Raw genomic sequence first — 24,609 nt, forward strand, 5'->3', positions numbered from 1 at the left:
CAGCATGCGCACAGGCAAAAAGAGACGGTCAACATGGCGAACGTGCAATTGAAGAAGGTGGTCAAGCGGTACGGCGACGTGGAAGTGGTCCACGGTATCGATCTCGACATCGAAGACAACGAATTCATCGTCCTGGTCGGCCCGTCGGGCTGCGGCAAGTCCACGGTGCTGCGCATGATCGCGGGGCTGGAGAAGATTTCCGACGGCGAGGTGTTCATCGGCGACCGGCTGGTCAACCAGGCCTCGCCCAAGGACCGCAACGTGGCCATGGTCTTCCAGAACTACGCCCTGTACCCGCACATGTCCGTGCGCGACAACATGGGCTTCTCGCTGAAGATGCGCGGCCAGGGCGCGGACGAGATCGCCGCCAAGGTCGACGAGGCGGCCCGGGTCCTGGAGCTGACCCCGTATCTCGGCCGCAAGCCGTCCGAGCTGTCCGGCGGCCAGCGCCAGCGCGTGGCCATGGGCCGGGCCATCGTCCGCCAGCCGGACGTCTTTCTGTTCGACGAGCCGCTGTCCAACCTGGACGCCCAGCTGCGCACCCAGATGCGCATGGAGCTGCGCAAGATGCACCTGAAGCTGGCAACCACGACCATCTACGTGACCCACGATCAGATCGAGGCCATGACCCTGGCCGACCGCATCGTCATCCTCAAGGACGGCTACATCCAGCAGGTGGGCACGCCTATCGACGTGTTCGAGCGGCCCGTCAACGTGTTCGTGGCCCGGTTCATCGGCAACCCGCCCATGAACATCCTGGAGGGAATCTTCCGCGTGGAGGACGGCCGCCGCTTCGTCCAGGCCGGTCCATCCCGGTTCCCCGTGGTCGACGGCCAGGGCGGGCACTTTCAGGACGGCGCGCCCGTGCTCGTGGGCATCCGTCCGGACTCCATCAAGATGGGCGGCCACATCCGGAAACTGCCCGAGGAATGGATGTGTCAGGGCGAGGTCGTGGTCTCCGAGATTCTCGGCGGCCACTCCCACCTGGAGATCGTGGTGGACGGCAAGAATGAACTCCTCGCCGAGGTCGAGGGCCGCGTGGTGGCCCATCCCGGCGAGATCGTGCCCATCGGGTTCGAGTTCGACCGGATGGTCCTGTTCGACCCGGAGACAAAGGAAGCGGTTTATTAAATTTGCGGTTTAATAACTGTTCAATTTAATTGATACTTGATTGGATGAAGTTGAGTTTGCAAACCTTTAGGAGGTACGTATGAAAAAGGCTTTTGCGAAAATGTTGATCGTGTTTGCGGCCGCGCTGCTCATCGGCGCTCCGCAGGCGGCCCAGGCCAGCGATCTGAAGGGTGAGTTGGAGATCTTCTCCTGGTGGGCCGGTGACGAAGGTCCGGCTCTGGAGGCTTTGATCGACATCTACAAGAAAGAGAATCCCGGCGTGAAGGTCATCAACGCTACCGTGACCGGCGGTTCCGGCGTCAACGCCCAGGCCGTGCTCAAGACCCGGATGCTCGGCGGCGAGCCGCCGGATTCCTTCCAGGTCCACGCGGGCCAGGAGCTCATCGGCACCTGGGTCAAGGCCGACCGCATGGAAGACCTGACCCCGCTGTTCAAGGAGCAGGGCTGGATGGACGTCTTCCCCGAAGGGCTGATCAAGCTCATCGGCACCGACAAGGGCATCTGGTCCGTGCCGGTCAACATCCACCGTTCCAACGTCATGTGGTACATCCCGGCCAATCTGAAGAAGTGGGGCGTCGAGCCGCCCAAGACCTGGGCCGACTTCCTGGCCATCGCGCCCAAGCTGAAGGCCGAGGGCGTGGTGCCCCTGGCCCTGGCCCAGAACTGGACCGCCAACCACCTGTGGGAATCCGTGGCCCTGGCCTCCATGGGCGCGGACAACTGGGACGCCCTGTGGGCCGGCAAGCTGTCCTTCGACTCCCCCGAAGTGGTCAAGGCCTGGGAACTGTTCGGCAAGGTCCTGCAGTACACCAACGATGACGCCTCCTCCCTTTCCTGGCAGCAGGCCACCGACATGGTCGTGGACGGCCGCGCCGCCTTCAACATCATGGGTGACTGGGCCGCGGGCTACATGTCCACCACCAAGAAGCTCGTGCCCGGCGAAGGCTACGGCTGGATCGCCTCCCCCGACACCGCCGGCACCTTCATGTTCCTGGCCGACTCCTTCGGCCTGCCCAAGGGCGCTCCGCACCGCGCCAACGCCATTGCCTGGCTGAAGGTCCTGGGCTCCAAACAGGGCTCCGACGCCTTCAACCCGCTCAAGGGCTCCATCTCGGCCCGCAAGGACTCCGACCTGTCCAAGTACAACGCGTACTCCCAGTCCGCCGCCAAGGACTGGAACAGCGACCGCGTGGTCGGTTCCCTGGCCCACGGCGTTGCCGCCAACGACACCTTCAAGAACGGTTTCGCCTCCATCATGGAGATGTTCCTGAAGACCAAGAACCCCCAGGCCGCTGCCAAGGCGTGCGCTCAGCTCGCCAAGAAGGCCGGCATCTAGTTTGAGAATATGAACCAGCCGCGCCGCGCCGGGAACCGTCCCGGCGCGGCACGGCCCGACCAACCGGACTTGCTTATGCGGGAAGCCTCGCTCGACAAATTGAAAGCGTTTCTGACGCTCCTGCCGTCCATGATCCTCGTCGGCGTCTTCGTCTACGGGTTCATCGGCAACACCATCTGGACCTCCATGACCGACTGGGGCGGCACGGGCGCGATGGCGCTCGACCCGGAGAAGCACTTCGTCGGCCTGGAGAACTACATCGACCTGTTCACCGGGTTCCTGGGCGGCAATTTCCGCCAGGACCTGGTCAACGCGGTCTACTATTCGGTCATGCTCCTGGCCGGGGCCGTGGGGCTCGGCATGTTCATCGCCATCCTGCTCGACCAGAAGCCCAAGGGCGAGGACCTGCTGCGGACCATCTTCCTGTATCCCATGTCCCTGTCCTTCATCGTCTCCGGCACCATCTGGCGCTGGCTGCTCGCCCCCCAGGGCGGGGTCAACGTCCTGCCCAAATATTTCGGTTTCGAGCCGCTGACCTTCAAGTGGCTGTCCAGCCAGTCGGCCATCCTGGTCTTCAACTGGCAGGACATCCTGCGCATCCTGGCCTACGTCGCCGCCTTCGTGCTGATCATGGTCGGCGTGTTCATGCTCAGGAAGGACCAGGCCAAGGCCGTCAAGCGCTGGCTGTTGCCCGGCATCGTGCTCGGGACCCTGGTCTGGGTGTTCGGCGGGCTCATCCCGGACGCCCTGTTCATGGAGGAGGAGCACGGCTTCAACCTGGCCACGCTCGGCATCATCATCGCCACCATCTGGCAGTACTCGGGCTACACCATGGCCCTGTACCTGGCCGGTTTCAACGGCATCTCCCAGGACCTGCGCGACGCGGCCATGCTCGACGGCGCGTCCCAGGTCGGCTACTACCGCTACGTGGCCATCCCCATGCTCAAGCCCATCACCATCTCGGCGGTGATCATCCTGTCCCACATCTCGCTGAAGATGTTCGACCTGATCTTCGCCATGACCGGCCCGGACAACGCGGCCACCGGCCACCCGGCCCTGAACATGTACCTGACCACCTTCCGGGGCAACGAGTTCGCCAAGGGCGCGGCCATCGCCATCGTCCTGTTCCTCATCGCGGCCATGTTCATCGTGCCCTACCTCATCGGCCAGTACCGGCAGCAGGGGAGGCGCTAGATGACCGCCCGCAAATTCACCCTCGGCAACGTGTTCCTGTACGGAACTTTGGCCCTGCTGGCCCTGTTCTTCCTCATGCCCGCCTACATGGCGGCCGTGACCGCCCTGAAGATGCCCTCGGACATCAACCTGCCCACAGCCTGGGAATGGCCGACCGTGGTCAACTGGTCCAGCTTCTCCCAGGCCATCGCCAAGCTCAAGCCGGACTTCATCAACTCGATCATCCTGACCATCTGCGGCACGGCGGGCTCCACGGTGCTCGGCTCACTCAACGGGTACGTCTTCTCCAAGTGGAAGTTCAAGGGCTCGGACGTGATCTTCACCCTGTTCCTGTTCGGCATGTTCATCCCGTACCAGGTCATCCTGATCCCGCTGTTCCAGACCCTTCGGGCCATGAACCTGTACGGCGGCCTGCCCGGCCTGATCCTGGCGCACATCGTCTACGGTCTGCCGATCACCTCGCTCATCTTCCGCAACTTCTACGCCCAGATTCCCACGGCCCTGATCGAGTCGGCCCGGCTGGACGGCGCGGGCTTCTTCTCCATCTACCTGCGCATCGTCTTCCCCCTGTCCATCCCCGGTTTCGTGGTCACCTCGCTGTGGCAGTTCACCCAGATCTGGAACGAGTTCCTGTGGGGCATCTGCCTGACCCGCCACACGTCCAATCCCATCACCGTGGGGTTGGCCAACCTGGCGGGCGGTCAGGCCGTCACCTGGAACCTGCCCATGGCCGGCTCCATCCTGGCGGCATTGCCCGTGTTGGCCATCTACATCTTCTTGGGAAGGTACTTCATACGAGGCCTCCTGGCCGGTTCCGTGAAGGAGTAGAGTGGAGGGCGGCTTCCGATAGCGGGTCATCTGCACATTTCTCCTGGGGGGCTTTCATCCTCACGTAGACGGCTACGCTGCGGTGAAAGCCCCCCAGGAGAAAATGCACAGCTGACCCACTCTCGAAAGCCTATTCTGAGCGCGGGGGACTGAGCCGCTGTCGGGTGCTGTGCACCCGAATCGCTCCAGAGAGAAGAACATGAGGTTCCCGGTTCATTGTTGAGCCGGGAACTTTTATTGTGCGTCCCGCCCGCGAAGCGGATAGAAAAAGTTTAGGAAGGAAAGGGGGATGGGCGGCCGGGGGAAGGGGGAAAGGAAAGCCCTTTTCAAAGGGTTTCCTTTCCCCCTTCCCCCGGCCGCCGGAGGCATTGCCAAATGAAAAGCCCCGGACGGGTGTCCGGGGCTTTTTTTGGTGTATCTGTTTGTTCAGGGGGTCCTAGTTGCGATCGCGGTCTTCCTCTTCGGAAGAACGTTCGTCCTTGCTCTCGGAGACGTTTTCGTCCCACAGCCCGCAGGTGGTGTCGATGCAGGAGAGGCACGGTCCGGGATAATCCATGTTGGGCATAGCTGCCTCCAGGGTAGGGGTATGAATGGGCCCGGCATCAAAGGCCGAGCTGATTACACATGAACATATGTTGTAAATAATTACAAACGAGCGTTTGGCAAGGCTGGAGGCCCAAAAAAAATGGGGCCCGGGAGGCGGGCCCGCTAGGCGTGTTTTCGGCAGTATTTGAGGAACTTCTGCGCCTCGACAAAGGCGGGGTTGATCTTCAGCGCCCGTTCGAGGTTGGTCACGCAGTGGTCGTTATGCCCCTTTTCGAAGTAGACGCGGGCCAGGTTGAAGTAGACGTTTTCGTCGCTGTCCACGATTTCGAGGGATTTCTCGTAGTAGCGGATGGACTCGTCATAGTGGCCGTTCTTGCGCAGGGAGATGCCGAACGTGTTGAACTTCTGGCGGAACTCGAAGGTGAACGCCTCTTCCAGGCCGAGCAGGGTGTCCAGGACCTTCTTGAGCTTATCGAAGTCCTTTTTCTCGGAATAGACCTCGCCCAGGCCGTAGTTGGCCTCGATGTTCCTGTCGTCGATCATCAGGGCCTTGAGGAACTGGCGCTCGGCCTCGTCCAGATCGCCTTTGACAAAGGCCTCCTGGCCCATCTCGATCTTGCGCCGGAGGGTCTCCAGGGCCGGGACGGTGTGCAGCCGGTAGTACGACGGTTCCGGGGTGTACTGCCGAAGAAAGTCCAGCTCGCTGAGGACGCTGCGCACGCCCGAGGGGACATGATGGGCGTTGAGGGGCTGGATTTCGAACTGCTCGGGGGAGAGTTGGCGGGCGTACCAGTAGGTGACGTTGTCGTGTCTGACCGAGGTGCCGCCGGTGCCCACGTCGGCTTCGAGTTGCAAAGAGTACACACCGAGAATAGCCGGATAATCGTCCACGGCTCAAGACTCCCTTGTTGATCGATCTTAATTCACCAACCGAGTGAAAAGTAATGCAGGTCAAGGCATATATCAATACTTATTATTGATCGGACTTGTGGTGAAGACCGGAAAAAGGCCCTCGGAAGGGCCTTTGGGGTTCCATGGGCAAACCGGATCAGTCGCATGGCTTCCACGGTTCGTTGACCTTGCGGTCGAACCCCCGGAGCGGGATGGAGTCCGGCAGCAGGGGGGCGACCAGAGGGGTGAACGGCTCGTAGTTGTAGACTACGGCCACCTCGGCCAGCTGGCAGGGAGCGCCCGGGTTGTTGTCGATGCCGTCGCCCGAGGCCTGTACGTCGGGCCAGGAGCGGACGGATATCTTGATGTTGGATTGTTTCAGGGTGCTCAGCCCGGCCTGGGTGGCCTTGATGATGTCGTTCAGCCGGGTGCCTTCTTCCTCCCCCCGGCCGGTGGCCGCGAAGCGCGCGCCGATCTGGGCGGCCTTCTGCACGGTCACGTAGGCGTAGACGGCGTTGCCGCCTTCGATCACGGCCATGACGAGCATGAACATGATGGGCAGGATCAGCGCCGTTTCCACGGCGGCCAGTCCGGCGCGGCGGGTCTTGTTGCGGTTCTTGTGCATGGCTCAAACCTCCCTTAGAGCAGGCGCCAGCCGAGCTGCTTGCCGATCTGCTTGAAGATGTCGGGAATGTCGTACACGGACGGGGCGTCGAAGTAGTGGTCGTCGGTCCCGGCCTTGCTCGAGGCGATCGCCTTCATCAGGTTGATGTCGGTGTTGTCGGAAGAGCCGAAGCGGATGGCGAAGATCTCGATGCCCGCGTTCTTGGCCGCCTGGGCCTCGGCGAGCATGTCCGTGTTGAGCACGCCGCCGTCGTTGCAGTGGGCGGTGTCCACGCCCATGCCGTAGTATGCGTTGGTCCAGTAGTTGTTGGGCCGGTAGCTGGCGCGGTAGGGACCGCCGCACTCGCCGTCCTCGGTGTCGCCGTCGGTCAGCACGATCATGATTTTGCGGAAGTCCTTCTTGTCCCCGGCCTGGGTGAAGGGCGCTTCCGGGGTGAGGATGTTGCGCCCCCACTTGAGGCCCTCGGAGATGACCGTGCCCGAGGCCGCGCCCGTGGCGGTCTGGGAATCGATGGCGCTGATGATCCTCTGCTTGTCCTTGCTCAGGGCCAGGACCGGCGGGATCTCGGAACAGGTGTCCAGGGAGATGTAGTTCCGGTAGTAATAGGGCAGGGCGTAATACTCGTCCATGAACTCTTCGTTGATGCCGGTGTTCAGCGAGCCGTCCGCGTTGAGGCAGCCCTTGGGGTAGCTGTCCACGGCCTCGCCCAGGCGGATCTTGCCCCGGAAGGGCACCAGGCCGACCTTGGTGTCCGGGGCGGCCCCGTCCGGGATGAGCAGGTCGGTCAGTTCCCTGGACGCCTGCTTGACCATGTCGATGGGCGTACCTTTCATGGAGCCGGAGTTGTCGATGACGAAGACCACCTCAAGCTTGTTGAAGCCCGCCATGGCGTTGGCCTCCACATACTTGTCGGTCATGCCGAGGACCTCCATGAGGAGCATCTTGACCTCGGCCCGGGCCGTAACCTTGACGCTGCGGATTTCGGTGCCCGCCGAGATGTTCGTGACCTCGGCCGAATCCATGTTGGCCGCGACCATGTCCGTGACGGCCTTGCGGACCACGCCCTTGGACAGGTCCGGGTCGAAGGGCAGCTCCAGGCTTCCGGCCAGTGCGCCCGCGTCCACGGCGGCCTGCAACTTGGTGTGGGTCATGTACATGTTGCCCATGTCCACGGCGATGCCCGCCACCCCGAGCAGGATGGGGAGCAGCAGGGCCATGAAGGCGCTGGTCGAGCCCCGGCGGCGTTCCCTAGGGAAGCGGCATGGTTGTCTGCGCGACGAACGTGAGGGCGTTGCCGTTGCCGAACAGGCCTTCGCGGCCATCCTGCGCGCTCTTCGATCCGAAAAGTTCGTAAACATAGGAAACCTCTACTGTGACGGTTTTGGCGTCGGGGTCGGTGGTCACGTTGGTGGACAGTTTGCCGGGATCGAGATCGGCGACCACGGCGGCCACCAGGGCCTCCACGTCGGCGGTCTCGCCTTCCATGAGCACGCGGCGGGCTCCCTCGCGGCTGGCTTCCACCAGGGAGGAGTAGGTGTGCATGGCGTTGCCGCCCTCCACCATCAGCAGGATCAGAAGCGCCATGACAGGGAGCAGCAGAGCGAACTCCACTGCGGCCATCCCCCGGCGTCTTTCGTCTCTCTCTCTCATTCCCGTTCTCCTTGCAGTCCAAAAATGGCCCGGCGGAAGGCCGGATATCCCATTGAAGCATTGTGCGTGCCAAGGCCGAATGAGGGGGGTGGAAAAGCGTATGCAACAGCTTGTCCGGCCGGGATAAATTTTTTTTGTGACCTATTGTACGAAACGTGCGTAATAGGTCCGGCCGAACGGCTTTATCTATTTTTTGTGGATAAGCGTCCCCGATTCATGTAGGGTGCCCTCACGCGGGAACAACACCATCAGGGAGCAGACCTGTGGCCGAGAAAATACTTGTGGTCGACGATGACCGCGCCTTCCAGGGCATGCTGGTCGAAGCGCTGGCCGACAAGGGCTATGTGGTGGAGACCGCGGCGAGCGCCGAGGAGGGCATCAAGAAGGCCGGGGCCTCCGCTTTCGATCTCATCCTGCACGACATCCAGCTGCCCGGCATGTCCGGGCTCGAGGCGCTGAAGCACCTGGCCGAGGTGGCCCCCGGCGTGGACGTCATCGTCATGACCGGCTACGGCTCCAAGGAGTCCGGGGTCACGGCCATGCAGCAGGGGGCCTACGACTATTTCGAGAAGCCGTTCTCCCTGCGCGAGATGGAGGTGGTGGTCCGGCGCGCCCTGGAGAAGCGCCGCCTCCAGGTGGAGCTGGCCGAGCTCAAGCGGCACGGCGGGTCCAGCCCGCTGCACAACATCATCGGGCACAGCGCGCCCATGATGGCGGTCAAGGAGCGCATCAGCCGGGTGGCCGAGCTCAACGCCGACGTGCTCATCATGGGCGAGACCGGCACCGGCAAGGAGCTGGTGGCCGACACCATTCACGCTCTGTCCACGCGGGCCAAGGCCCCGTTCGTCAAGATCAACTGCGCGGCCATCCCCGAGAACCTCATCGAATCCGAACTGTTCGGCCACGAGAAGGGGGCCTTCACCGGGGCCACCTCCATGAAGCAGGGCAAGTTCGAGCTGGCCAAGGGCGGCTCGCTCATGCTCGACGAGATCGGCGACATGCCCCTGCACCTGCAGCCCAAGCTGCTGCGCGCCGTGGAGCAGAAGCAGGCCGAGCGCGTGGGCGGGGCCAAGCCCATCCAGTACGACGTGCGCATCATCGCGGCCACTAACCAGGAGCTGGAGCAGCGGGTCCGGGACGGCGGGTTCCGCAGCGATCTATACTATAGACTGAACGTGGCCACCCTGATCCTGCCCCCCCTGCGCGAGCGCAAGTCCGACCTGCCGCAGTTGGCCGAGTTCTTCCTGGACCGGGCCAACCGCCGGCTCGGCACGGACATCACCGGGGTCTCCTCCGAGGCCATGGAGATCTTCTTCAACTACGACTGGCCGGGCAACGTGCGCCAGTTCGCCAACGCCGTGGAGCGCGCGGCCATCTTCTGCACCTCCACCCGGATCACCCCGGCCGAGGTGGACCAGGCCTTTTCCAACACCCGGCCCGCCGCGGACAGCGGGGTGTACATGCCCACCGGTGAGGGGCTGCCCCTGAAACAGGCCCTCATGGAGTACGAGAAGACCCTGATCCAAAACGCGCTGAGAGCCTGCGGCGGGGTCCAGACCGAGGCCGCGACCGCCCTGGGGGTGTCGGCCAAGAACCTCTGGAACAAGCTCCGCAAACACGGCATCGATCCGGTATTGTTCAAGAAATAGCCTGAAACCCTGCCTTCGCCCACCCCCCTTGCGGTCTCCGCCGAGGGGAGGGCATCCATATTTTGTGGTCTCGCCACATCCGGAAAATCCCCTGTGCAAGGGGATTTTCCTGTCTTTTCGCCCGGAAGGACCGGGTCCAGCCTCGGTTGCACAAGTCGATCTACAAAAAATAGACTGCTGTAATACATTTAATTTACGGGGAAAATTGAATTATGGCGATCCCGGCGGCGTTGGGACTGCTCCATAATTAGTGTATTTTACGCTTCGAGAAAGGGCGACGGGTCGCGTCCGGCACGGCCCATTCGCTGGTTTGCAATTTTTATTTCAAACGATGACGGCGGGTTGTGAATAAATTTTTCAAATGCTTTTCGGCGGTGGCACACGGGTTGCTTTATGGTGGGCGTGGCTGGTGCTGAAAGGCACAACAAAAAATTTAGACCCGAATTTAAACCAAGGAGAACGACATGACCAAGCTGATGAACCTCATCCGTGACGAAGAAGGCGCTACCGCCATTGAGTACGGCCTGATCGCCGCTCTGATCGCCGCCGGTATCGTGGCCGCCACCAAGGCCCTGGGCGACCAGGTTGTGAGCACCTTTAGCTACATCACCACCAAGATGTCCGAGGCCACCACCACCGGTAGCTAGGATCGAAATTAATGCTAACCGTTTAACGGAAGCAGCCAGAGCAGCCGAACCGGGGCTTTCGGGATGGTCCCGCAAGCCCCGGTTTTGTCTCCGGGGGAAAGCGGAGACAACAAGCGGCCGACTCGGCACCTCGGGGGAACCATGGATATTCTCATCGTCATCGCACTCGCGATCGCATTGCTGACGGCCGCCGTCACCGACATCCGCAACCAACGCATCTACAATTGGCTGACCTTCCCGCTCATCATCGCGGGATTCGCCACGCACACCGTGTTCGGTGGCTTCGCCGGGCTGAAGTTCGCCGCGGGCGGCTTCGCACTGGGGTTCGTGGCCATGGCCGTTCCGTATTTCCTGGGCGTCATGGGCGCGGGCGACGTCAAGCTCATGGCCGGCATCGGCGCCTGGCTCGGCGTGGAAGCGACCCTGGTCGCCTTCCTCTTCACCTGCATCGCCGGTGGAGTCTACGCCCTGTTGGTGCTGGCCTTCAATCCGAGCATGTGCAAGACGGTCCTCCGCAACATCGCCTACACCTTCCTGGTCTTCATCGGCACCCGCCAGTTCAATTTTGCCTCTGCCGACGAGCAGCAGGTCCTGCCCCGGCTGTGCTACGGCGTGGCCATCACCGTTGGAACCATCGGCGCCATGGGCATCTACGCCTGGGAGTCCGGTTCCATCTTCGTGGGTTATTAAAAGGAGGGTCCCATGAGCAAGTCAAAGAGAGCCCTCATACAGATCACCTTGTCCCTGATTCTCGCGATCATCGCGGGCGTGATCATCTTCAAGTGGACCAGCGGCGTGAAGCGCGCCGCCCCCGTGGCCGCCGTCGAGGAGACCGTGCCCGTGGTCGTGGCCAAGGCCGATCTGGAACGCGGCGTCAAGCTGACCGGGGACATGCTCGAGGTGCGCCAGTTCACCAAGGCGTCCCGCCCCTCCGGCGCTTTTGCCGAGACCGGGCAGGTCGAGGGCCGGGTGCTCAACCAGGCCATGGGCCAGGGCGACGCCCTGACGCCCATCAAGCTGGCCGACAAGTCCATCATGGGCGGCGGCGTGTCCGCGCTGATCACCCCGGGCAAGCGGGCCATGGCCGTCAAGGGCAACGAGGTCATGGGCCTGTCCGGTTTCGTCCGTCCCGGCGACCGGGTGGACGTCATCGTCTCCCTGACCGTGGGCCGCGACGAGAAGCCGGTGACCAAGCTGGTCCTGGAGCGGGTCAAGATCATCGCCACCGGAACCCAACTGACCCCGCCCAACGAGGAAGGCAAGACCGCCTCGGTCGGCGTGTACACCCTGGAGCTGACCCCGGCCGAGTCCGAGCGGCTCGCCCTGGCCTCCACCCAGGGGACCCTGAATTTCGCCCTGCGCAACGAACAGGACATGGACGAGGTGCGCACCAACGGCACCACGGTGCCCGGCACCCTGGCCGCCCTGCGGCCCCGGCAGCAGGTCCGCCAGACACGGCGCAGAGTGGACATCGAAGTCATCACCGGCACGAACCGCTCGTCGGTCAAGTTCTAGGGGCGGGCGCCATGAAGAATACGCGAACCATACAGTATACCCTGGTCGTCCTGCTCGCTTGCCTGGTCGTCCTGACCGCCTCCGTGGCCTGGGCCCGCGTGGTCCGGTCCGACAAGCCCGACATGATCTCCATGATCGTCGGCGAGTCCACCGTGATCACCACGGACAAGGCCGTCAGCCGCATCTCGCTCGGCTCGGACACCGTCTGCTCCATCGTGGTCATCTCCCCGAAGCAGATCTACCTGACCGCCAACGAGATCGGCGCCACCACCCTGACCCTGTGGGCCGGGGACCAGGTCTCCGAAATCTACGACATCTCCGTGGACCCGGACACCACCCGGCTGAAGCGGATGATCTACGACCTGCTGCCGAATGAGAACAACATCCGCGTGTTGACCAACGGCGGGGTCATCACCCTGTCCGGCTACGTATCCAGCACCGAGAGCCTCTCTTCCGTCCTGGCCATGGCCGAGGCCGCGTCGCCGGGCAAGGTGGTCAACCTCCTGACCGTGGACGGCATCCAGCAGGTCATGCTCGAGGTGCGCGTGGCCGAGATGTCCCGCTCCGTGACCAAGCGGCTGGGCATCAACTTCGCGGCCATCGGCTCCAATTTCTCCATCTATTCGATCATCAACAACCTGACGAGCTACAACGCGGACAAGGGCTATTTCGAACGGACCGACAACGTCAACTTCACCGGCAGCTACCGGACCGGCAACACGAGCCTCTTCGGCATGATCGACGCATTGAAGGCCAACGGCCTGATCCGCGTCCTGGCCGAGCCGAACCTGACCTGCGTATCCGGCGAGTCCGCCGAGTTCCTGGTGGGCGGCGAAATCCCCCTGCCCATGCCCGGCGCCCTCGGCACCGTGGGCATCGTGTTCAAGCCCTTCGGCATCGGGCTCAAGTTCACGGCCACGGTCCTGTCGTCCGGGCGCATCAACCTTCAGGTCAACCCCGAGGTGTCCGAACTGGATTATTCCAAGGTCCTGAGCGTGGACGGCTACGAGATTCCCAGCCTGACCACCCGGCGGGCCAATACCGTGATCGAGCTCGGCGACGGGCAGTCCTTCGCCATCGCCGGGCTGATCAGCGACTCCCTCAAGGAGAACAGCAGCAAGTTCCCCGGACTGGGTGAAGTCCCGGTGCTCGGCAGCCTGTTCAGCTCCAAGGACTTTACCTCGAAGAAGACCGAACTGGTGGTCCTGGTCACCGCCCACCTGGCCAAGCCGTTGGACAGAAACGCCATGACGTTGCCCACCGACAACTTCCAGGTGCCCGACGACAAGGAATTCTACCTCATGGGCCTTCTCGAAGGGCACACCGACAAGGCCGGGAAGGACTCCGGGGACAAGGCGGGCAGGGTTGCGGAGAGCAGCAGCGCAGTGGTCCGCCCCGAAAACGGATTCGACGGACAGTTCGGCCATTCCTGGCCGCGCTAAACACTAGGGATGGGAGATGGTATGCGTAATATCCTCATTTATCTCGGTATGATCGGGATTATGTTGCAGGCCGGTTGCGGGACGATGTACGAGCCCGAGCCCTCCGCGCCCGCCTTCGGGAGTTCCGTCTACGGCATCGTGGCCAACCAGACCGCCGATCCGAGTGCGGGCCAGTCCGACGCTCCCGTGGTGGGACTGGACGGGCGGTACGCCGCCAAGGTGGCCGAAAACTACAACAAGGGCCCCAGGGACAAGACCGAGCGGAACCGGCCCTCCATGTTCGGCGTCGTGGACACCAAGTTATGAGCGGCCGGGAGCGCTGCGGATACCGGCGTGAGCTGGCGCCGGCGCTCCTGATGCCGTCCGTGCTCGTCATCGACGTGACAATGTTTGAGAATTTTCGGTCCGACGGGGAAAGCGGGGGTCAGCCGACCGCCGTAGTCGTGACCGATTAGGAAAGGATAGGGGGAAAGGGGGAACCATGAACAACAGAGTGATACACATATCGCTGGCCGTCATCGACAAGGAGCAGCGCGATCGCCTGGAAAAGATGATCGCCGCCAATCCCATGGTCCGGCTGGTGGGCGAGGACGCCGAGGAGATGGGCGTGCTCATCTACGAGCCCGGCGACTCCGTCGAAGAGGACATGCCGCACATCATCCACGCCCTGGAATCGGGGCAGGCCGAGGACGTCTACCTGGCCGGCAACGTGGCAGACCCCGAGATCCTCATCCGGGCCATGCGCAGCGGCATCCGCGAATATCTGAAGTTCCCGGTGGACGAGAACGACCTGCGCGCCGCGGTCGTGCGCACGGCCATGCGCCTGAGCCTGGGCGTGGACGACGGCGACAAGGGCCGCATCTTCACGGTCATGGGCTGCAAGCCCGGCGTGGGGACCACCACCCTGGCCGTGAACATGGCCTGCGCCCTGAACGAGCGCGCCCCCGGCCGCACCGTGCTCTTGGACCTCCGTCCGCCCATGGGCGAGATCCCCTATTTCCTGGACCTCAAGTACGACTACACCTGGGGCGACCTGGTGGCCGACATCTCCCGGCTGGACGCCACCTACCTGCGCAGCGTCATGGCCGAGCACGAGTCCGGCCTGCACGTCCTGCCCGGCCCGGCCTCGGGCGAGCGGCCCGACGAGCACACCCTGTTCCTCATCCTGGAGCAGCTCCGCCACAGCTACGACTTCGTGGTCGTGGACGCGGCCACCCCGGGCGAGGACGAGCTGCCCAAGGAAGTGGAGCTGGCCGATTCCATATTGATGTCCATGCAGCTTTCCCTGCCGTGCCTGGCCCGCGTCTCCCGGCTGACCGATTCCATCGGCGGCCAGGATCCGGACGCGGACCGGCGCATGCGCCTGGTGGCCACCCGCGTGGCCCGCAACAGCTCCATCGGCGTGTCCGAGGCCGCCGAGGTCCTGGGCCGCGAGATCGCCTGGTCCATCCCCGAGGACGGCGAGACCGTGCTCTCCGCCATCAACCAGGGCACGCCCCTGGTCCAGGCCTACCCCAAGTCCGTGTCGGCCAAGGCCGTGCAAGCCCTGGTCAAGGACCTGGCCCCCAGGGCAGGCAAGGCCCGCAAGGGGCTCTCCCTGCCGTTTTCCTCGCTCTTCCGCAAGAAGGGCAAGAGCGCGGACGCCAATGAAAATCTGGCAGGAGCGACCTTATGAACCTCGCGGAAAGACTGAACCGAAACGCGGCCAAGCGCACCGCCCCGGCGGCCGCGCCCGTCACCACCGCCAAGGCCGGCCCCAAGCCCAAGGCCAAGCCCCAGCCCCAGGCCCCCAAGGTCGAGGCGGCGGAGCACTATTTCGACCTCAAGACCCGCATCCACGACCGGCTCATCGACATGATCGACCTCTCCCTCCTGGACTCCCTGAGCGAGCCCGAGATGCGCAGCGAGATCGCCAAGGTCACCGAGGGGCTGCTCTGGGGCGAGTTCCGCAACGCGCCGCTCAATCTGGCCGAGCGCAAGCGCATGCTGGCCGAAATCCAGGACGAGGTCATCGGCCTCGGGCCGCTGGAACCCTACGTCCAGGACCCCACGGTCAACGATATCCTGGTCAACGGCTACAGGCAGGTCTACGTGGAGCGCTCGGGCAAGCTGGAACTGACCCAGGCGCGGTTCAAGGACGACGGCCACCTGCGCAAGATCATCGACCGCATCGTCTCCAAGGTGGGACGGCGCATCGACGAGTCCCAGCCCCTGTGCGACGCGCGCCTGCTCGACGGCTCGCGCGTCAACGCGGTCATTCCGCCCCTGGCCATCGACGGGCCCTCGCTGTCCATCCGCAAGTTTTCCAAGGACCCGCTGGAAGTGGCCGACCTGATCGGTTTCAATTCCCTGACCCCGGAGATGGCCCTGCTGATGAAGGGCATCGTCCAGACCCAGCTCAACGTGCTCATATCCGGCGGTACCGGCTCGGGCAAGACCACGCTGCTGAACTGCCTGTCGCGCAACGTCCCTGAGGACGAGCGCATCGTGACCATCGAGGACGCGGCCGAGCTGCAGCTCAAGCAGGAGCACGTGGTCCGGCTGGAGACCCGCCCGGCCAACATCGAGGGGCGCGGCGAGATCACCATGCGCGACCTGGTCAAGAACTGCCTGCGCATGCGCCCGGACCGCATCATCGTCGGCGAGGTCCGTTCGTCCGAGGCCCTGGACATGCTCCAGGCCATGAACACCGGTCACGACGGCTCCCTGACCACCATCCACGCCAACACTCCCCGCGACGCCCTCATGCGTCTGGAGACCATGATCTCCATGGCCGGGCTGAACCTGAACCCCCTGTCCATGAAGCGCTACATCTCCTCGGCCATCGACGTCATCATTCAGGCCACCCGCATGGTGGACGGCACCAGAAAGGTCATCTCCATCCAGGAAGTGACCGGCATGGAAGGGGAGATGATCACCATGCAGGAGATCTTCGCCTTCGAACAGACCGGGATGACCGCCGACGGCAAGGTGGACGGCTACTTCACCGCCCGGGGCATCCGGCCCAAGTTCGCGGCCAAGCTGGAGCGCATGGGCTTCCCGTTCCCCATGGAAACGTTCAACGTCACCCCCAGACCCGTGAAGACCAAGGAGTAGGCCATGTCCATGACACTGATCATCGCGGCCGTGGCCGTGCTCATCGTCTTCCTGCTGGTCATGGGTATCGGCTCGCTGATGCAGTCCGGTTCGGACAAGGCCGAGCGGCGCGTCAAGGACCGCCTCCGGGCCATGGCCCTGACCGCCGACATCGACGCCGCCTCCGTGGACCTGGTCCTGCGCGAGGCCGCCATGAGCGAGGTGCCGCTGTTCAACCGCCTGCTCGAGAGCATGCGCTGGTCCACCAATCTCAGCCGGTTGCTGTACCAGGCCGACGCCAAGGGTTCGGCGGGCGTGTACCTGCTCGTCTGCATGCTCCTGGCCGTGGTCGGCTTCTACGCCGGGTCCTTCTCGGGGCGGCTGTGGGTCTCGGCGGCCGGGGCGATCATGCTCGGCTACATCCCCGTCTGGACCCTGCAGGGCAAGAAGCGCAAGCGCATGAACCGGTTCCAGAAGCAGCTGCCCGAGGCGCTGGACCTCATGGCCCGCGCGCTCAAGGCCGGGCACACCTTCGGCGGCGGCATGCGCATGGTGGCCGACGAGTTCGACAGCCCCATCGGCCCCGAGTTCGGCAAGACCCTGGACGAGATGAACTACGGCATGGACGTGGACCGCGCTCTGAGCAACCTCCAGGACCGCGTGGACTGCCCGGACCTGAAGTTCTTCGTCGTCTCGGTGAACATCCAGCGCGAGACCGGCGGCAACCTGGCCGAGATCATCGCCAAGATCGCCGCCCTGGTGCGCGAACGGTTCGCCCTGTTCGGCAAGATCCGGGTCCTGTCCGCCGAGGGCAGGGTGTCCGCCTACATCCTCATCGCCCTGCCGTTTCTGCTGACCGGCATCCTGTACGTGATCAACCCCGACTACGTCAGCCTGCTGTGGACCCGCGAGCTGGGCCAGAACATGGTCTGGGGCGCGGCCATCTCCATGGTCTTCGGCTGGGTCATCATCCGCAAGATCATCCAGATCAAGGTGTAGGGAGGCGGCCATGGACATCCAGATCATTCCCCTGTTCGCGGCGGGCGTCGGCTTCGTCTCCGTGCTTCTGGCGGGTTACGGCCTAATCGGCTACCTGGGCGGCGCCAGCGAATCGGCCCGGCTCAAGGAGCGGGTCTCGGGCACGGCGGTCAAGCGCTCGGACGCCCTGACCGCGCCCCTGGGCAATGCGGTCAAGGGAGCCGTGGACTTCTTCGGGCGGCTGGGCACCAAGATCGGCCCCACCGAGACCGAGGAGATCGACAAGGGCCGCCTGCGCCTCATCCAGGCGGGCATGCGCAAGCCCGATTCGTACAAGATTTTCCAGGGCCTCAAGGGGTTCATGGCCGTGGGCCTGGCCGGCGGCTTCCTGCTCGTCCGCTTCCTGTTCCTGGACGACATGTCCCTGGCCATGACCAGCTTCGGCACGGTCCTGCCCGCCGTGCTGGGCGTGTACGGGCCCGAGTACTGGCTGACCCGCAAGATCAAGAAGCGCAAGATGGCCGTGAGCGACGAGCTGCCCGACGCCCTCGATCTCCTGGTGGTCTGCGTGGAATCCGGCATGGGGCTGGACCAGGCCGTGGACCGCGTCTGCCATGAGCTGCGCAACTCCGGCCCGGTCATCAGCTCCGAATTCAAGCTGCTCACTCTGGAGCTGCGCGCGGGCAAGTCCCGCATCGAGGCCCTCCGGTCCCTGGCCGAGAGGGTGGGGCTGGACGACCTGAACAGCCTGACCTCCCTGCTCATCCAGGCCGACGCCTTCGGCATCAGCGTCGGCCGGACCCTGCGCGTGTACTCGGACGCCATGCGCGTCAAGCGCTCCCAGCGCGCCGAGGAAAAGGCCGCCAAGATGCCGGTGCTGCTGCTTCTTCCACTCGTGGCGTTCATCCTCCCGTCCCTGTTCGTGGCCATCCTCGGACCGGCGGTGATCATGAGCATGGACATGTTCCTTCAGATGAACAGCCACTAGGGCGAAAGCCAAGGAGACCATCATGAGAAAGCTTTTTATCATCGCCGTCACCCTGTTCGCCGGGGTCGCCCTGTCCGGCTGCGTGGGCAAGTCCCACGACGACAAGACCTTCGACCAGCTGGCCTACGGGGAGCAGTCCTCGGTCAACCTGACCAGCGAGCAGCACGAGCAGGTCGGCGACGGCTACGTCCGCCGCAGCAAGCCCGAAATGGCCCTGGTCCACTTCAACAAGGCCATCGAGCTGGACCAGAACAATCTCGACGTCCGGGTCAAGCGCGGCAACCTGCTGGTCGCCCAGGGGCTGGACGAGCAGGCCCTGGCCGAATTCACCCAGGTCCTGGAAAAGGACCCCGACCACGCCATCGCCAACGAGGCCGCGGGCTGCGTGTACTTCCGGGCCGGTCTGTACGACGAGGCCAAGACGCACCTGAACCGCGCCGTGGCCCTTAACCCCATGCTCTGGAAGGCCCACAATTTCCTGGGCATCATCCATGACCGCGACCGGGACTACGACATGGCCGCCAAGGAATTCGCGGCCGCCCTGGAACTGCACCAGGGCAACGGCGTGGACGAGATCTACAACAACCTGGGCGTGGTCCACATCGCCCGCAAGCAGTACGCCGAGGCGGTGGAGACCTTCCGCCGGGCGCTTCAGGCGGGCGGCGTGTCCGCGCGCACCTACAACAACCTGGGCCTGGCCCTGGCCCGCATGGGCCGCCTGGACGAGGCCCTCGAATCCTTCAAGTACGCCGGCGGCGAAGCCAAGGCCAACAACAACCTCGGATACGTCCTCCTGACGGAGAACCATCCCGCCCAGGCGGTCCCGTATTTCGAGAAGGCCATCGAGCTCTCCCCCAACTACTACGTGAAGGCCGCCGACAACCTGAAGCGCGCCCGCCTGGCGGCCCGCTTCCAGGACGTCGCCGCCACCCAACTCAGCGGTTCCACCCCGAACCCTCTGCTTCGTCAGTCCTTCCCCGACTCGAAGCAGAACCCCGGCGAGCCTGCGGCATCTCCCGCGTCCGCAGGCTCGCCTCCCCCCTCCACCAAGGCCGTCAAGGCGGCCTTGGCGGAGCCGGCGAGGGGTTCCGGGGATCAGACCATAATTCCCCATGACAGGACCTACGGGCTGCACGTCAGCTCCTGGCGCGACCGGGACAGCGCCGCCGACCACTGCGAGAAGCTCCGGAAGCAGGGGTTCGAGACCTGGATCAACCAAGTGGACCTCGGCGACAAGGGCGTCTGGTATCGCGTCCTGGTGGGCAAGTTCGGCTCGGTCAAGGAGGCCCAGGCCGAACGGCCGGACGTCCTGGCCATCCTGAACCTGGACAGCGCCCCGGTCTTCGAGCGCGCGGCCCCCGGGCCCGTGATCTCGGCACAGCTCTAACAACGGCACGAATGTCTTGAATGGCACCGGCCCGCCCGTCACCCCGGATCGCCAGCGCGTCGCTGCCGGTCCGGGGTGTCCGCGTGGAGGGGGGAACCTTCCCTTTTTCGGTGGATTTCCGTATGGTTCCCTCTAGGGCATGGAGCCCGATCAGCGCCCGAACAGACCGGGGAGAATCAACTTGGCAGCCGACCGCACCCAACGCTTTCGCGTCCTCGCCGTGGACCATGACGAGTCCATGCTCACGCTCTACCGCGACATCCTCTGCTTCGAGAGCGAGGAGCCGTCCGCCCTGGAGGCGCTGTTTGGCGACGACGCCCGGCTGCCGTCCCGCGAGGAGATCGACGAGGACGCGGCCCGGCCGGTCTTCGAGGTGGTCCAGGCCCCGGGGGCCAGGGGCGGCCTCAAGGCCATGGACCGGGCGATCGAGGCGGGCGAGCCGTTCGCCATCGCGCTGGTGGACATCCACCTGTCCGACCTGGGCGAGGAGCTCCGGGGCATCGACCTGGCCGAGGCCCTGCGGTCCCGCGACCCGCACGTGGAGATCGTGCTCCTGTCGGCCCGCCACAAGGTCCCCCTCAAGGAATTCAACAAGCGGGTCCAGCCGCCCGAGAAGCTGCTCTACATCCAGAAACCGTTCCGCTCCCCCGAACTCAAGCAGATCGCCCTGTCCCTGGGCTCCAAGTGGGACGCGGAGAACCGGCTGCGCGACCTGAACGAGACCCTGGCCTCCAAGATCGAGGCCCGGACCAGCGAGCTCAACGCGGCCAACCGGCGGCTGCGGCTGGACATCGCCAAGCGCGCGGCGGTCCTGCGCGAGCTCCAGGCCTCGGAGCAGCGCTACCGGCTGCTCTTCGAGCAGAACATCACCGGCAATTTCGCGGCGGACCCCGAGGGCCGCATCCTGGACTGCAACACGGCCTTCGCCGAGATGTTCGACTTCCGCCTGCCCGACGACGCGCTGGGCGCGAACATCCTCGACCTCTGGGACAGGGCCGGGGGCGGGGAGTCCCTGCGCACCCTGCTGGCCGCCAACGGGCGGGTGTCCAACCAGGAGGTGACCTTCACGCGCGGGGTGCTCAAGCGGCACCTGCTGGTCAGCTGCGACACGGTGGCCGAGGGCGAGGGCGGCCAGGCGGAGCTGCGCGGCTACCTGTTCGACATCTCCGAACCCAAGCGGCTGGAGGACCAGCTGCGCCAGTCCCAGAAGATGGAGGCGCTCGGCACCCTGGCCGGGGGCATCGCCCACGACTTCAACAACATCCTCGGCGTCATCCTGGGCTACGCCGAGATCATCGAGTCCGGGGCCGAGCCGGATTCCGGCCTGGCGCGGCGCATCGGTGAGGTTTCCCGGGCGGGCAGGCGGGCGCGCGACCTGGTCACCCAGATCCTGAATTTTTCCCGCCAGGGCCCCCAGGAGCGGCACGCCATGACCCTGACCCCGCTGGTCAAGGAGGCGCTGAAGCTGCTGCGCTCCTCGGTGCCGAGCAACGTGGCCATCTACACCCGGCTCCAGACCGGCCGCGACCAGGTCATGGCCGACCCGACCCAGATGCACCAGATCCTGCTCAACCTCTGCGGCAACGCCTCCCAGGCCATGCAGGATACGGGCGGGACCATGACCATCACCCTGGCCGACGTGTCCCCGGACGACCCCGTGGTCCCGCCCGAAGACCTGGGCAAGGCCGAGCGGTTCGTGCGCCTGACCGTGGCCGACAACGGGCCGGGCATCGACCCGGACGTGGCCGAGCGGGTCTTCGACCCCTTTTTCACCACCAAGAAGCAGGGCGAGGGCACGGGCATGGGGCTGGCCATGGTCCACGGCATCGTCAAGCGCCACGACGGCTACCTGGAGCTGGAGAACAGCCCGGGCCGGGGCGCGGCCTTTCACGTCTTCCTGCCGCGCAGTTCCGAGCTGGCCCGGCCCGAGGCGGACATCCCGGCCGACCTGGTCTTCCGCGAGGGGCGCATCCTGTTCGTGGACGACGAGAAGCCGCTCACGGACATCGGCCGCGAGATGCTCGAATCCATCGGCTTCGAGGTGGTCACCCGGACCTCGTCCATCGAGGCCCTGGAGGCCTTCAAGTTCAAGTCGGGCGACTTCGACCTGATCATCACCGACCAGTCCATGCCGAACATGACCGGCATGGAGTTCGCCCGCGAAGTCCTCAAGATCCGGCCCGACATCCCGATCATCCTGTGCACCGGCTTCTCGGACGCCGTGTCCTACGAGCGGCTGCGCGACATCGGCATCGGCGACTTCATCATGAAGCCGATCCTCAAGCACGACCTGATGGCCTCCATCGGCCGCCTGCTGTCCGGCAAGTAGCGGCCCCCCTCCGTCACCGAAATTCCTCCCGCCCGCCGCGCTCCCGCAATGCGCGCGATTCCCGCCGCGTGCTATGTTCCGGCGGATGTCCTGCACACCGTCCGAACCTCTTACCGCTTTTCGGAGGATACGATGCGCTTTAAAACACTGATCGTCGCGGCCGCGGCCTGTCTGCTGGCGTCCGTGGCCGGGGCCGTGGCCGGGGAGAACATCCAGGTCGGCCCCCGGCCCTACTACCTGATCGAAAACATGGACGACGGCCCGCTCAAGGAGTCGCTCAGGATGTGCGAGGAGAGGCCGCTTCGGCGGACCGCCTTCTCCATCGGCCACCGGGGCGCGCCCATGCAGTTCCCGGAGCACACCAAGGAGAGCTACGAGGCCGCCGCGCGCATGGGCGCGGGCGTGCTCGAGTGCGACGTGGCCTTCACCAAAGACCGCCAACTGGTCTGCCGCCACTCCCAGTGCGACCTGGCCACGACCACCAACATCCTGGCCATCCCCGAGCTGGCCGCCAAGTGCTCCAAGCCGTTCACGCCCGCCAAGGTCGACCCGGCCACGGGCGAGGTCCTGGAACCGGCCACGGCCATGTGCTGCACCAGCGACCTGACCGTGGACGAGTTCAAGCGTCTCAAGGGCAAGATGGACGCCTTCAACCCGGCGGCGGCCACCCCCGAGGAGTTTATGGGGGGCACCCCGGCCTGGCGTACGGAGCTGTACACGGCCACGGGCACGGTCATGACCCACAAGGAGTCCATCGCCCTGTTCAAGAAGCTCGGCGTGAAGATGACCCCGGAGCTCAAGACCCCGAGTGTGGCCATGCCGTTCGACGGCGACTACACCCAGGAGAAGTACGCCCGGCAGATGCTCGACGAGTACCGGCAGGCGGGCGTGGACCCGTCCATGGTCTTTGCCCAGTCCTTCCGCCTGGCCGACATCCTGTACTGGCTGAAGAACGACCCGGACTTCGGCGCGCAGGCCGTGTTCCTGGACGAGGACGGGCTCAAGGGCTTCAACCAGGACAAGCCCGAGACCTGGGCCCCGACCCCGGCCGAGCTGGCGGCCGACGGCGTGAAGATCGTGGCCCCGCCCCTGTGGGTCCTGGTCACGGTGGAGGACGGCAGGATCGTGCCCTCGGCCTACGCCAAGGCCGCCAAGGCCGCCGGGCTGAAGATCATCACCTGGTCCCTGGAGCGCTCCGGGCTCCTGGCCGACGGCGGCGGCTGGTACTACCAGTCCGTCAAGGACGTGGTCCGCAAGCCGGGCGACATGTTCACCCTGGTGGATGTCCTGGCGCAGCAGGTGGGCGTCATCGGCATCTTCAGCGACTGGCCCGGTACCGTGACCTACTACGCCAACTGCAAGGGGCTTTAGCCTCGCACCCCGTCTACCTTCCGGGGCCGGAGCGGACTCCGGCCCCGTTCGTCTTTTGGGGCCGTGAAAGCCTGCGTGAAACCGGGGGATTACACGGTGCTATCGAGTCCATCGATATGGGCTCATACTCAATAGACGGTATCAATTTGACAGAATGGTGACGCCGGTACCAGTGTGACAGGGACCGGAAAAGGACAACCCATGAGAATCGATACCGTTTTTGAGCAGGGAACCGGCCTGCTGAACGAGGACTTCCTGGTGGTGGACAAGAACCTGTTCGGCGTGTTCGACGGGGCCACCAGTCTGTCCCCGGCCCGCTTCGGCCACGGCCTGACCGGGGGGTGCCTGGCCTCGACCATTGCGGGGAGCGCCTTTCGCGGGAGCGACCGGCCCCTCGAGGAGCTGGCGGACAGGGCCAACCGGGCGATCATGGACGCCATGCTCAAGCACGGCGTGGACCTGGACGACCGGGCGAACCTGTGGTCCACCAGCGCGGCCGTGGTCCGGGTCGCGGAGGACCGCTTCGAGTGGGTCCAGATCGGCGACTGCCTGGTCATGACCCTGCTCGAAGACGGCTCCCACCGGGTGCACTGCGCCGAATTCAACCACGACCTCGAGACCCTGACCATGTGGCGGGAGGCGTCCTGCGAGAGCGAGGGCGCGGTCCTCGACGTCATGCACGAGCAGATCGTCAAGGTCCGCCGGGGCATGAACGTGACCTACGGCGTGTTCAACGGCGAGCCCGCAGCCATGGATTTCCTGAACGCCGGGTCCCTGCCGCTTGACGGGGTCACGGACATCCTGCTCTTCACCGACGGCCTGTTCATCCCCAAGCGCGACCCCGGCGAGCGGGAGAACTTCGACCTGTTCGCCGAACTGTTCCGCGCGGGCGGGCTCAAGGGGGTCCGGGACCACATCCGGAGCACGGAGGCGGGCGACGCGGCATGCACCCGCTATCCCCGGTTCAAGGTCCACGACGACGTGGCGGCCATTTCCATAGCGCTGTAGGCCCGGCGGAGCCCGCGGC

23 protein-coding genes are annotated in these 24,609 nt (G+C 64.7%); 18 read left to right on the plus strand and 5 right to left on the minus strand.

Features of this window, described 5'->3' with window-relative positions:
• Window positions 1–33: 33 nt before the first annotated feature.
• The 4 genes from AB6M95_RS10470 to AB6M95_RS10485 all read left to right on the plus strand — a co-directional run bounded on the left by AB6M95_RS10470 (window position 34) and on the right by AB6M95_RS10485 (window position 4,489).
• Entirely contained in the window at window positions 34–1,131 is a 1,098-nt protein-coding gene (locus tag AB6M95_RS10470; protein WP_371386694.1) for an ABC transporter ATP-binding protein, read from the plus strand.
• A gap of 79 nt (window positions 1,132–1,210) precedes the next feature.
• The gene (locus tag AB6M95_RS10475) at window positions 1,211–2,467 is read left to right on the plus strand and encodes an ABC transporter substrate-binding protein (RefSeq protein ID WP_371386695.1); all 1,257 of its coding nucleotides are present in this window, start codon (window positions 1,211–1,213) and stop codon (window positions 2,465–2,467) included.
• A gap of 75 nt (window positions 2,468–2,542) precedes the next feature.
• Window positions 2,543–3,661: a carbohydrate ABC transporter permease gene (locus tag AB6M95_RS10480; RefSeq protein ID WP_371386696.1), complete on the plus strand. Its 1,119-nt coding sequence runs from the start codon at window positions 2,543–2,545 to the stop codon at window positions 3,659–3,661.
• Window positions 3,662–4,489, plus strand: coding sequence for a carbohydrate ABC transporter permease (locus AB6M95_RS10485; protein WP_371386697.1), 828 nt, complete (start codon window positions 3,662–3,664; stop codon window positions 4,487–4,489).
• Window positions 4,490–4,925: 436 nt separating this feature from the next.
• Here the strand turns inward: AB6M95_RS10485 and AB6M95_RS10490 are convergent, their stop codons facing one another.
• From AB6M95_RS10490 to AB6M95_RS10510, 5 genes are all read right to left on the minus strand, one after another.
• Entirely contained in the window at window positions 4,926–5,054 is a 129-nt protein-coding gene (locus AB6M95_RS10490) for a hypothetical protein (protein WP_371386698.1), read from the minus strand.
• 143 nt (window positions 5,055–5,197) lie between these two features.
• Complete coding sequence (locus AB6M95_RS10495; RefSeq protein WP_371386699.1) at window positions 5,198–5,890, minus strand: tetratricopeptide repeat protein; 693 nt, start codon at window positions 5,888–5,890, stop codon at window positions 5,198–5,200.
• Between the two features lie 193 nt (window positions 5,891–6,083).
• On the minus strand, window positions 6,084–6,551 hold the full coding sequence (locus tag AB6M95_RS10500; protein ID WP_371386700.1) for a TadE family protein: 468 nt from the start codon (window positions 6,549–6,551) through the stop codon (window positions 6,084–6,086).
• A 14-nt stretch (window positions 6,552–6,565) separates the two neighbouring features.
• Entirely contained in the window at window positions 6,566–7,873 is a 1,308-nt protein-coding gene (locus AB6M95_RS10505; RefSeq protein ID WP_371386701.1) for a pilus assembly protein TadG-related protein, read from the minus strand.
• Window positions 7,800–8,201: a TadE family protein gene (locus tag AB6M95_RS10510; RefSeq protein WP_371386702.1), complete on the minus strand. Its 402-nt coding sequence runs from the start codon at window positions 8,199–8,201 to the stop codon at window positions 7,800–7,802. The genes AB6M95_RS10505 and AB6M95_RS10510 overlap by 74 nt, the downstream gene beginning before the upstream one ends.
• Before the next feature lie 263 nt (window positions 8,202–8,464).
• Here AB6M95_RS10510 and AB6M95_RS10515 point away from each other — a divergent pair, with 263 nt between their 5' ends.
• From AB6M95_RS10515 to AB6M95_RS10580, 14 genes are all read left to right on the plus strand, one after another.
• Entirely contained in the window at window positions 8,465–9,850 is a 1,386-nt protein-coding gene (locus AB6M95_RS10515) for a sigma-54-dependent transcriptional regulator (protein WP_371386703.1), read from the plus strand.
• A gap of 464 nt (window positions 9,851–10,314) precedes the next feature.
• Window positions 10,315–10,497 carry a Flp family type IVb pilin gene (locus tag AB6M95_RS10520; RefSeq protein ID WP_371386704.1) on the plus strand — a complete coding sequence of 61 codons (183 nt, stop codon included), beginning with the start codon at window positions 10,315–10,317 and terminating at the stop codon, window positions 10,495–10,497.
• A gap of 141 nt (window positions 10,498–10,638) precedes the next feature.
• Complete coding sequence (locus AB6M95_RS10525; protein ID WP_371386705.1) at window positions 10,639–11,187, plus strand: A24 family peptidase; 549 nt, start codon at window positions 10,639–10,641, stop codon at window positions 11,185–11,187.
• Between the two features lie 12 nt (window positions 11,188–11,199).
• The gene (cpaB, locus tag AB6M95_RS10530; protein ID WP_371386706.1) at window positions 11,200–12,012 is read left to right on the plus strand and encodes a Flp pilus assembly protein CpaB; all 813 of its coding nucleotides are present in this window, start codon (window positions 11,200–11,202) and stop codon (window positions 12,010–12,012) included.
• 11 nt (window positions 12,013–12,023) lie between these two features.
• Window positions 12,024–13,454 (plus strand): type II and III secretion system protein family protein, encoded by a 1,431-nt coding sequence (locus AB6M95_RS10535; RefSeq protein WP_371386707.1) that lies wholly within the window; start codon window positions 12,024–12,026, stop codon window positions 13,452–13,454.
• Window positions 13,455–13,475: 21 nt separating this feature from the next.
• Window positions 13,476–13,760 (plus strand): hypothetical protein, encoded by a 285-nt coding sequence (locus tag AB6M95_RS10540; protein ID WP_371386708.1) that lies wholly within the window; start codon window positions 13,476–13,478, stop codon window positions 13,758–13,760.
• A gap of 175 nt (window positions 13,761–13,935) precedes the next feature.
• Window positions 13,936–15,129, plus strand: coding sequence for a CpaE/TadZ family protein (locus AB6M95_RS10545; RefSeq protein WP_371386709.1), 1,194 nt, complete (start codon window positions 13,936–13,938; stop codon window positions 15,127–15,129).
• Window positions 15,126–16,550 (plus strand): TadA family conjugal transfer-associated ATPase, encoded by a 1,425-nt coding sequence (locus AB6M95_RS10550; protein WP_371386710.1) that lies wholly within the window; start codon window positions 15,126–15,128, stop codon window positions 16,548–16,550. Before AB6M95_RS10545 ends, AB6M95_RS10550 begins: the two co-directional genes overlap by 4 nt.
• A gap of 3 nt (window positions 16,551–16,553) precedes the next feature.
• Window positions 16,554–17,528 (plus strand): type II secretion system F family protein, encoded by a 975-nt coding sequence (locus tag AB6M95_RS10555; protein WP_371386711.1) that lies wholly within the window; start codon window positions 16,554–16,556, stop codon window positions 17,526–17,528.
• Between the two features lie 10 nt (window positions 17,529–17,538).
• Window positions 17,539–18,495, plus strand: a complete 957-nt coding sequence (locus AB6M95_RS10560) for a type II secretion system F family protein (protein WP_371386712.1) — start codon at window positions 17,539–17,541, stop codon at window positions 18,493–18,495.
• Window positions 18,496–18,517: 22 nt separating this feature from the next.
• Window positions 18,518–19,882 (plus strand): SPOR domain-containing protein, encoded by a 1,365-nt coding sequence (locus AB6M95_RS10565; protein WP_371386713.1) that lies wholly within the window; start codon window positions 18,518–18,520, stop codon window positions 19,880–19,882.
• 181 nt (window positions 19,883–20,063) lie between these two features.
• Window positions 20,064–22,211 carry a hybrid sensor histidine kinase/response regulator gene (locus AB6M95_RS10570; RefSeq protein WP_371386714.1) on the plus strand — a complete coding sequence of 716 codons (2,148 nt, stop codon included), beginning with the start codon at window positions 20,064–20,066 and terminating at the stop codon, window positions 22,209–22,211.
• Window positions 22,212–22,343: 132 nt separating this feature from the next.
• Window positions 22,344–23,582 carry a glycerophosphodiester phosphodiesterase family protein gene (locus AB6M95_RS10575; RefSeq protein ID WP_371386715.1) on the plus strand — a complete coding sequence of 413 codons (1,239 nt, stop codon included), beginning with the start codon at window positions 22,344–22,346 and terminating at the stop codon, window positions 23,580–23,582.
• 201 nt (window positions 23,583–23,783) lie between these two features.
• Window positions 23,784–24,590, plus strand: a complete 807-nt coding sequence (locus AB6M95_RS10580) for a protein phosphatase 2C domain-containing protein (RefSeq protein WP_371386716.1) — start codon at window positions 23,784–23,786, stop codon at window positions 24,588–24,590.
• Window positions 24,591–24,609 lie beyond the last annotated feature (19 nt).

This window comes from Pseudodesulfovibrio karagichevae (genome assembly GCF_041414475.1).
In the GTDB taxonomy this organism is placed as follows: Bacteria; Desulfobacterota; Desulfovibrionia; order Desulfovibrionales; family Desulfovibrionaceae; genus Pseudodesulfovibrio; species Pseudodesulfovibrio karagichevae.

What these genes read in the sequence shown, in the direction of transcription:
- AB6M95_RS10470 (WP_371386694.1), top strand. Translation starts at nt 34, where the DNA reads ATGGCGAACGTGCAATTGAAGAAGGTGGTCAAGCGGTACGGCGACGTG.
- AB6M95_RS10475 (WP_371386695.1), top strand. Translation starts at nt 1,211, where the DNA reads ATGAAAAAGGCTTTTGCGAAAATGTTGATCGTGTTTGCGGCCGCGCTG.
- AB6M95_RS10480 (WP_371386696.1), top strand. Translation starts at nt 2,543, where the DNA reads ATGCGGGAAGCCTCGCTCGACAAATTGAAAGCGTTTCTGACGCTCCTG.
- AB6M95_RS10485 (WP_371386697.1), top strand. Translation starts at nt 3,662, where the DNA reads ATGACCGCCCGCAAATTCACCCTCGGCAACGTGTTCCTGTACGGAACT.
- AB6M95_RS10490 (WP_371386698.1), bottom strand. Translation starts at nt 5,054, where the DNA reads ATGCCCAACATGGATTATCCCGGACCGTGCCTCTCCTGCATCGACACC.
- AB6M95_RS10500 (WP_371386700.1), bottom strand. Translation starts at nt 6,551, where the DNA reads ATGCACAAGAACCGCAACAAGACCCGCCGCGCCGGACTGGCCGCCGTG.
- AB6M95_RS10505 (WP_371386701.1), bottom strand. Translation starts at nt 7,873, where the DNA reads ATGGCCGCGAAGGCCTGTTCGGCAACGGCAACGCCCTCACGTTCGTCG.
- AB6M95_RS10510 (WP_371386702.1), bottom strand. Translation starts at nt 8,201, where the DNA reads ATGAGAGAGAGAGACGAAAGACGCCGGGGGATGGCCGCAGTGGAGTTC.
- AB6M95_RS10520 (WP_371386704.1), top strand. Translation starts at nt 10,315, where the DNA reads ATGACCAAGCTGATGAACCTCATCCGTGACGAAGAAGGCGCTACCGCC.
- AB6M95_RS10525 (WP_371386705.1), top strand. Translation starts at nt 10,639, where the DNA reads ATGGATATTCTCATCGTCATCGCACTCGCGATCGCATTGCTGACGGCC.
- cpaB (WP_371386706.1), top strand. Translation starts at nt 11,200, where the DNA reads ATGAGCAAGTCAAAGAGAGCCCTCATACAGATCACCTTGTCCCTGATT.
- AB6M95_RS10535 (WP_371386707.1), top strand. Translation starts at nt 12,024, where the DNA reads ATGAAGAATACGCGAACCATACAGTATACCCTGGTCGTCCTGCTCGCT.
- AB6M95_RS10540 (WP_371386708.1), top strand. Translation starts at nt 13,476, where the DNA reads ATGCGTAATATCCTCATTTATCTCGGTATGATCGGGATTATGTTGCAG.
- AB6M95_RS10545 (WP_371386709.1), top strand. Translation starts at nt 13,936, where the DNA reads ATGAACAACAGAGTGATACACATATCGCTGGCCGTCATCGACAAGGAG.
- AB6M95_RS10550 (WP_371386710.1), top strand. Translation starts at nt 15,126, where the DNA reads ATGAACCTCGCGGAAAGACTGAACCGAAACGCGGCCAAGCGCACCGCC.
- AB6M95_RS10555 (WP_371386711.1), top strand. Translation starts at nt 16,554, where the DNA reads ATGTCCATGACACTGATCATCGCGGCCGTGGCCGTGCTCATCGTCTTC.
- AB6M95_RS10560 (WP_371386712.1), top strand. Translation starts at nt 17,539, where the DNA reads ATGGACATCCAGATCATTCCCCTGTTCGCGGCGGGCGTCGGCTTCGTC.
- AB6M95_RS10565 (WP_371386713.1), top strand. Translation starts at nt 18,518, where the DNA reads ATGAGAAAGCTTTTTATCATCGCCGTCACCCTGTTCGCCGGGGTCGCC.
- AB6M95_RS10575 (WP_371386715.1), top strand. Translation starts at nt 22,344, where the DNA reads ATGCGCTTTAAAACACTGATCGTCGCGGCCGCGGCCTGTCTGCTGGCG.
- AB6M95_RS10580 (WP_371386716.1), top strand. Translation starts at nt 23,784, where the DNA reads ATGAGAATCGATACCGTTTTTGAGCAGGGAACCGGCCTGCTGAACGAG.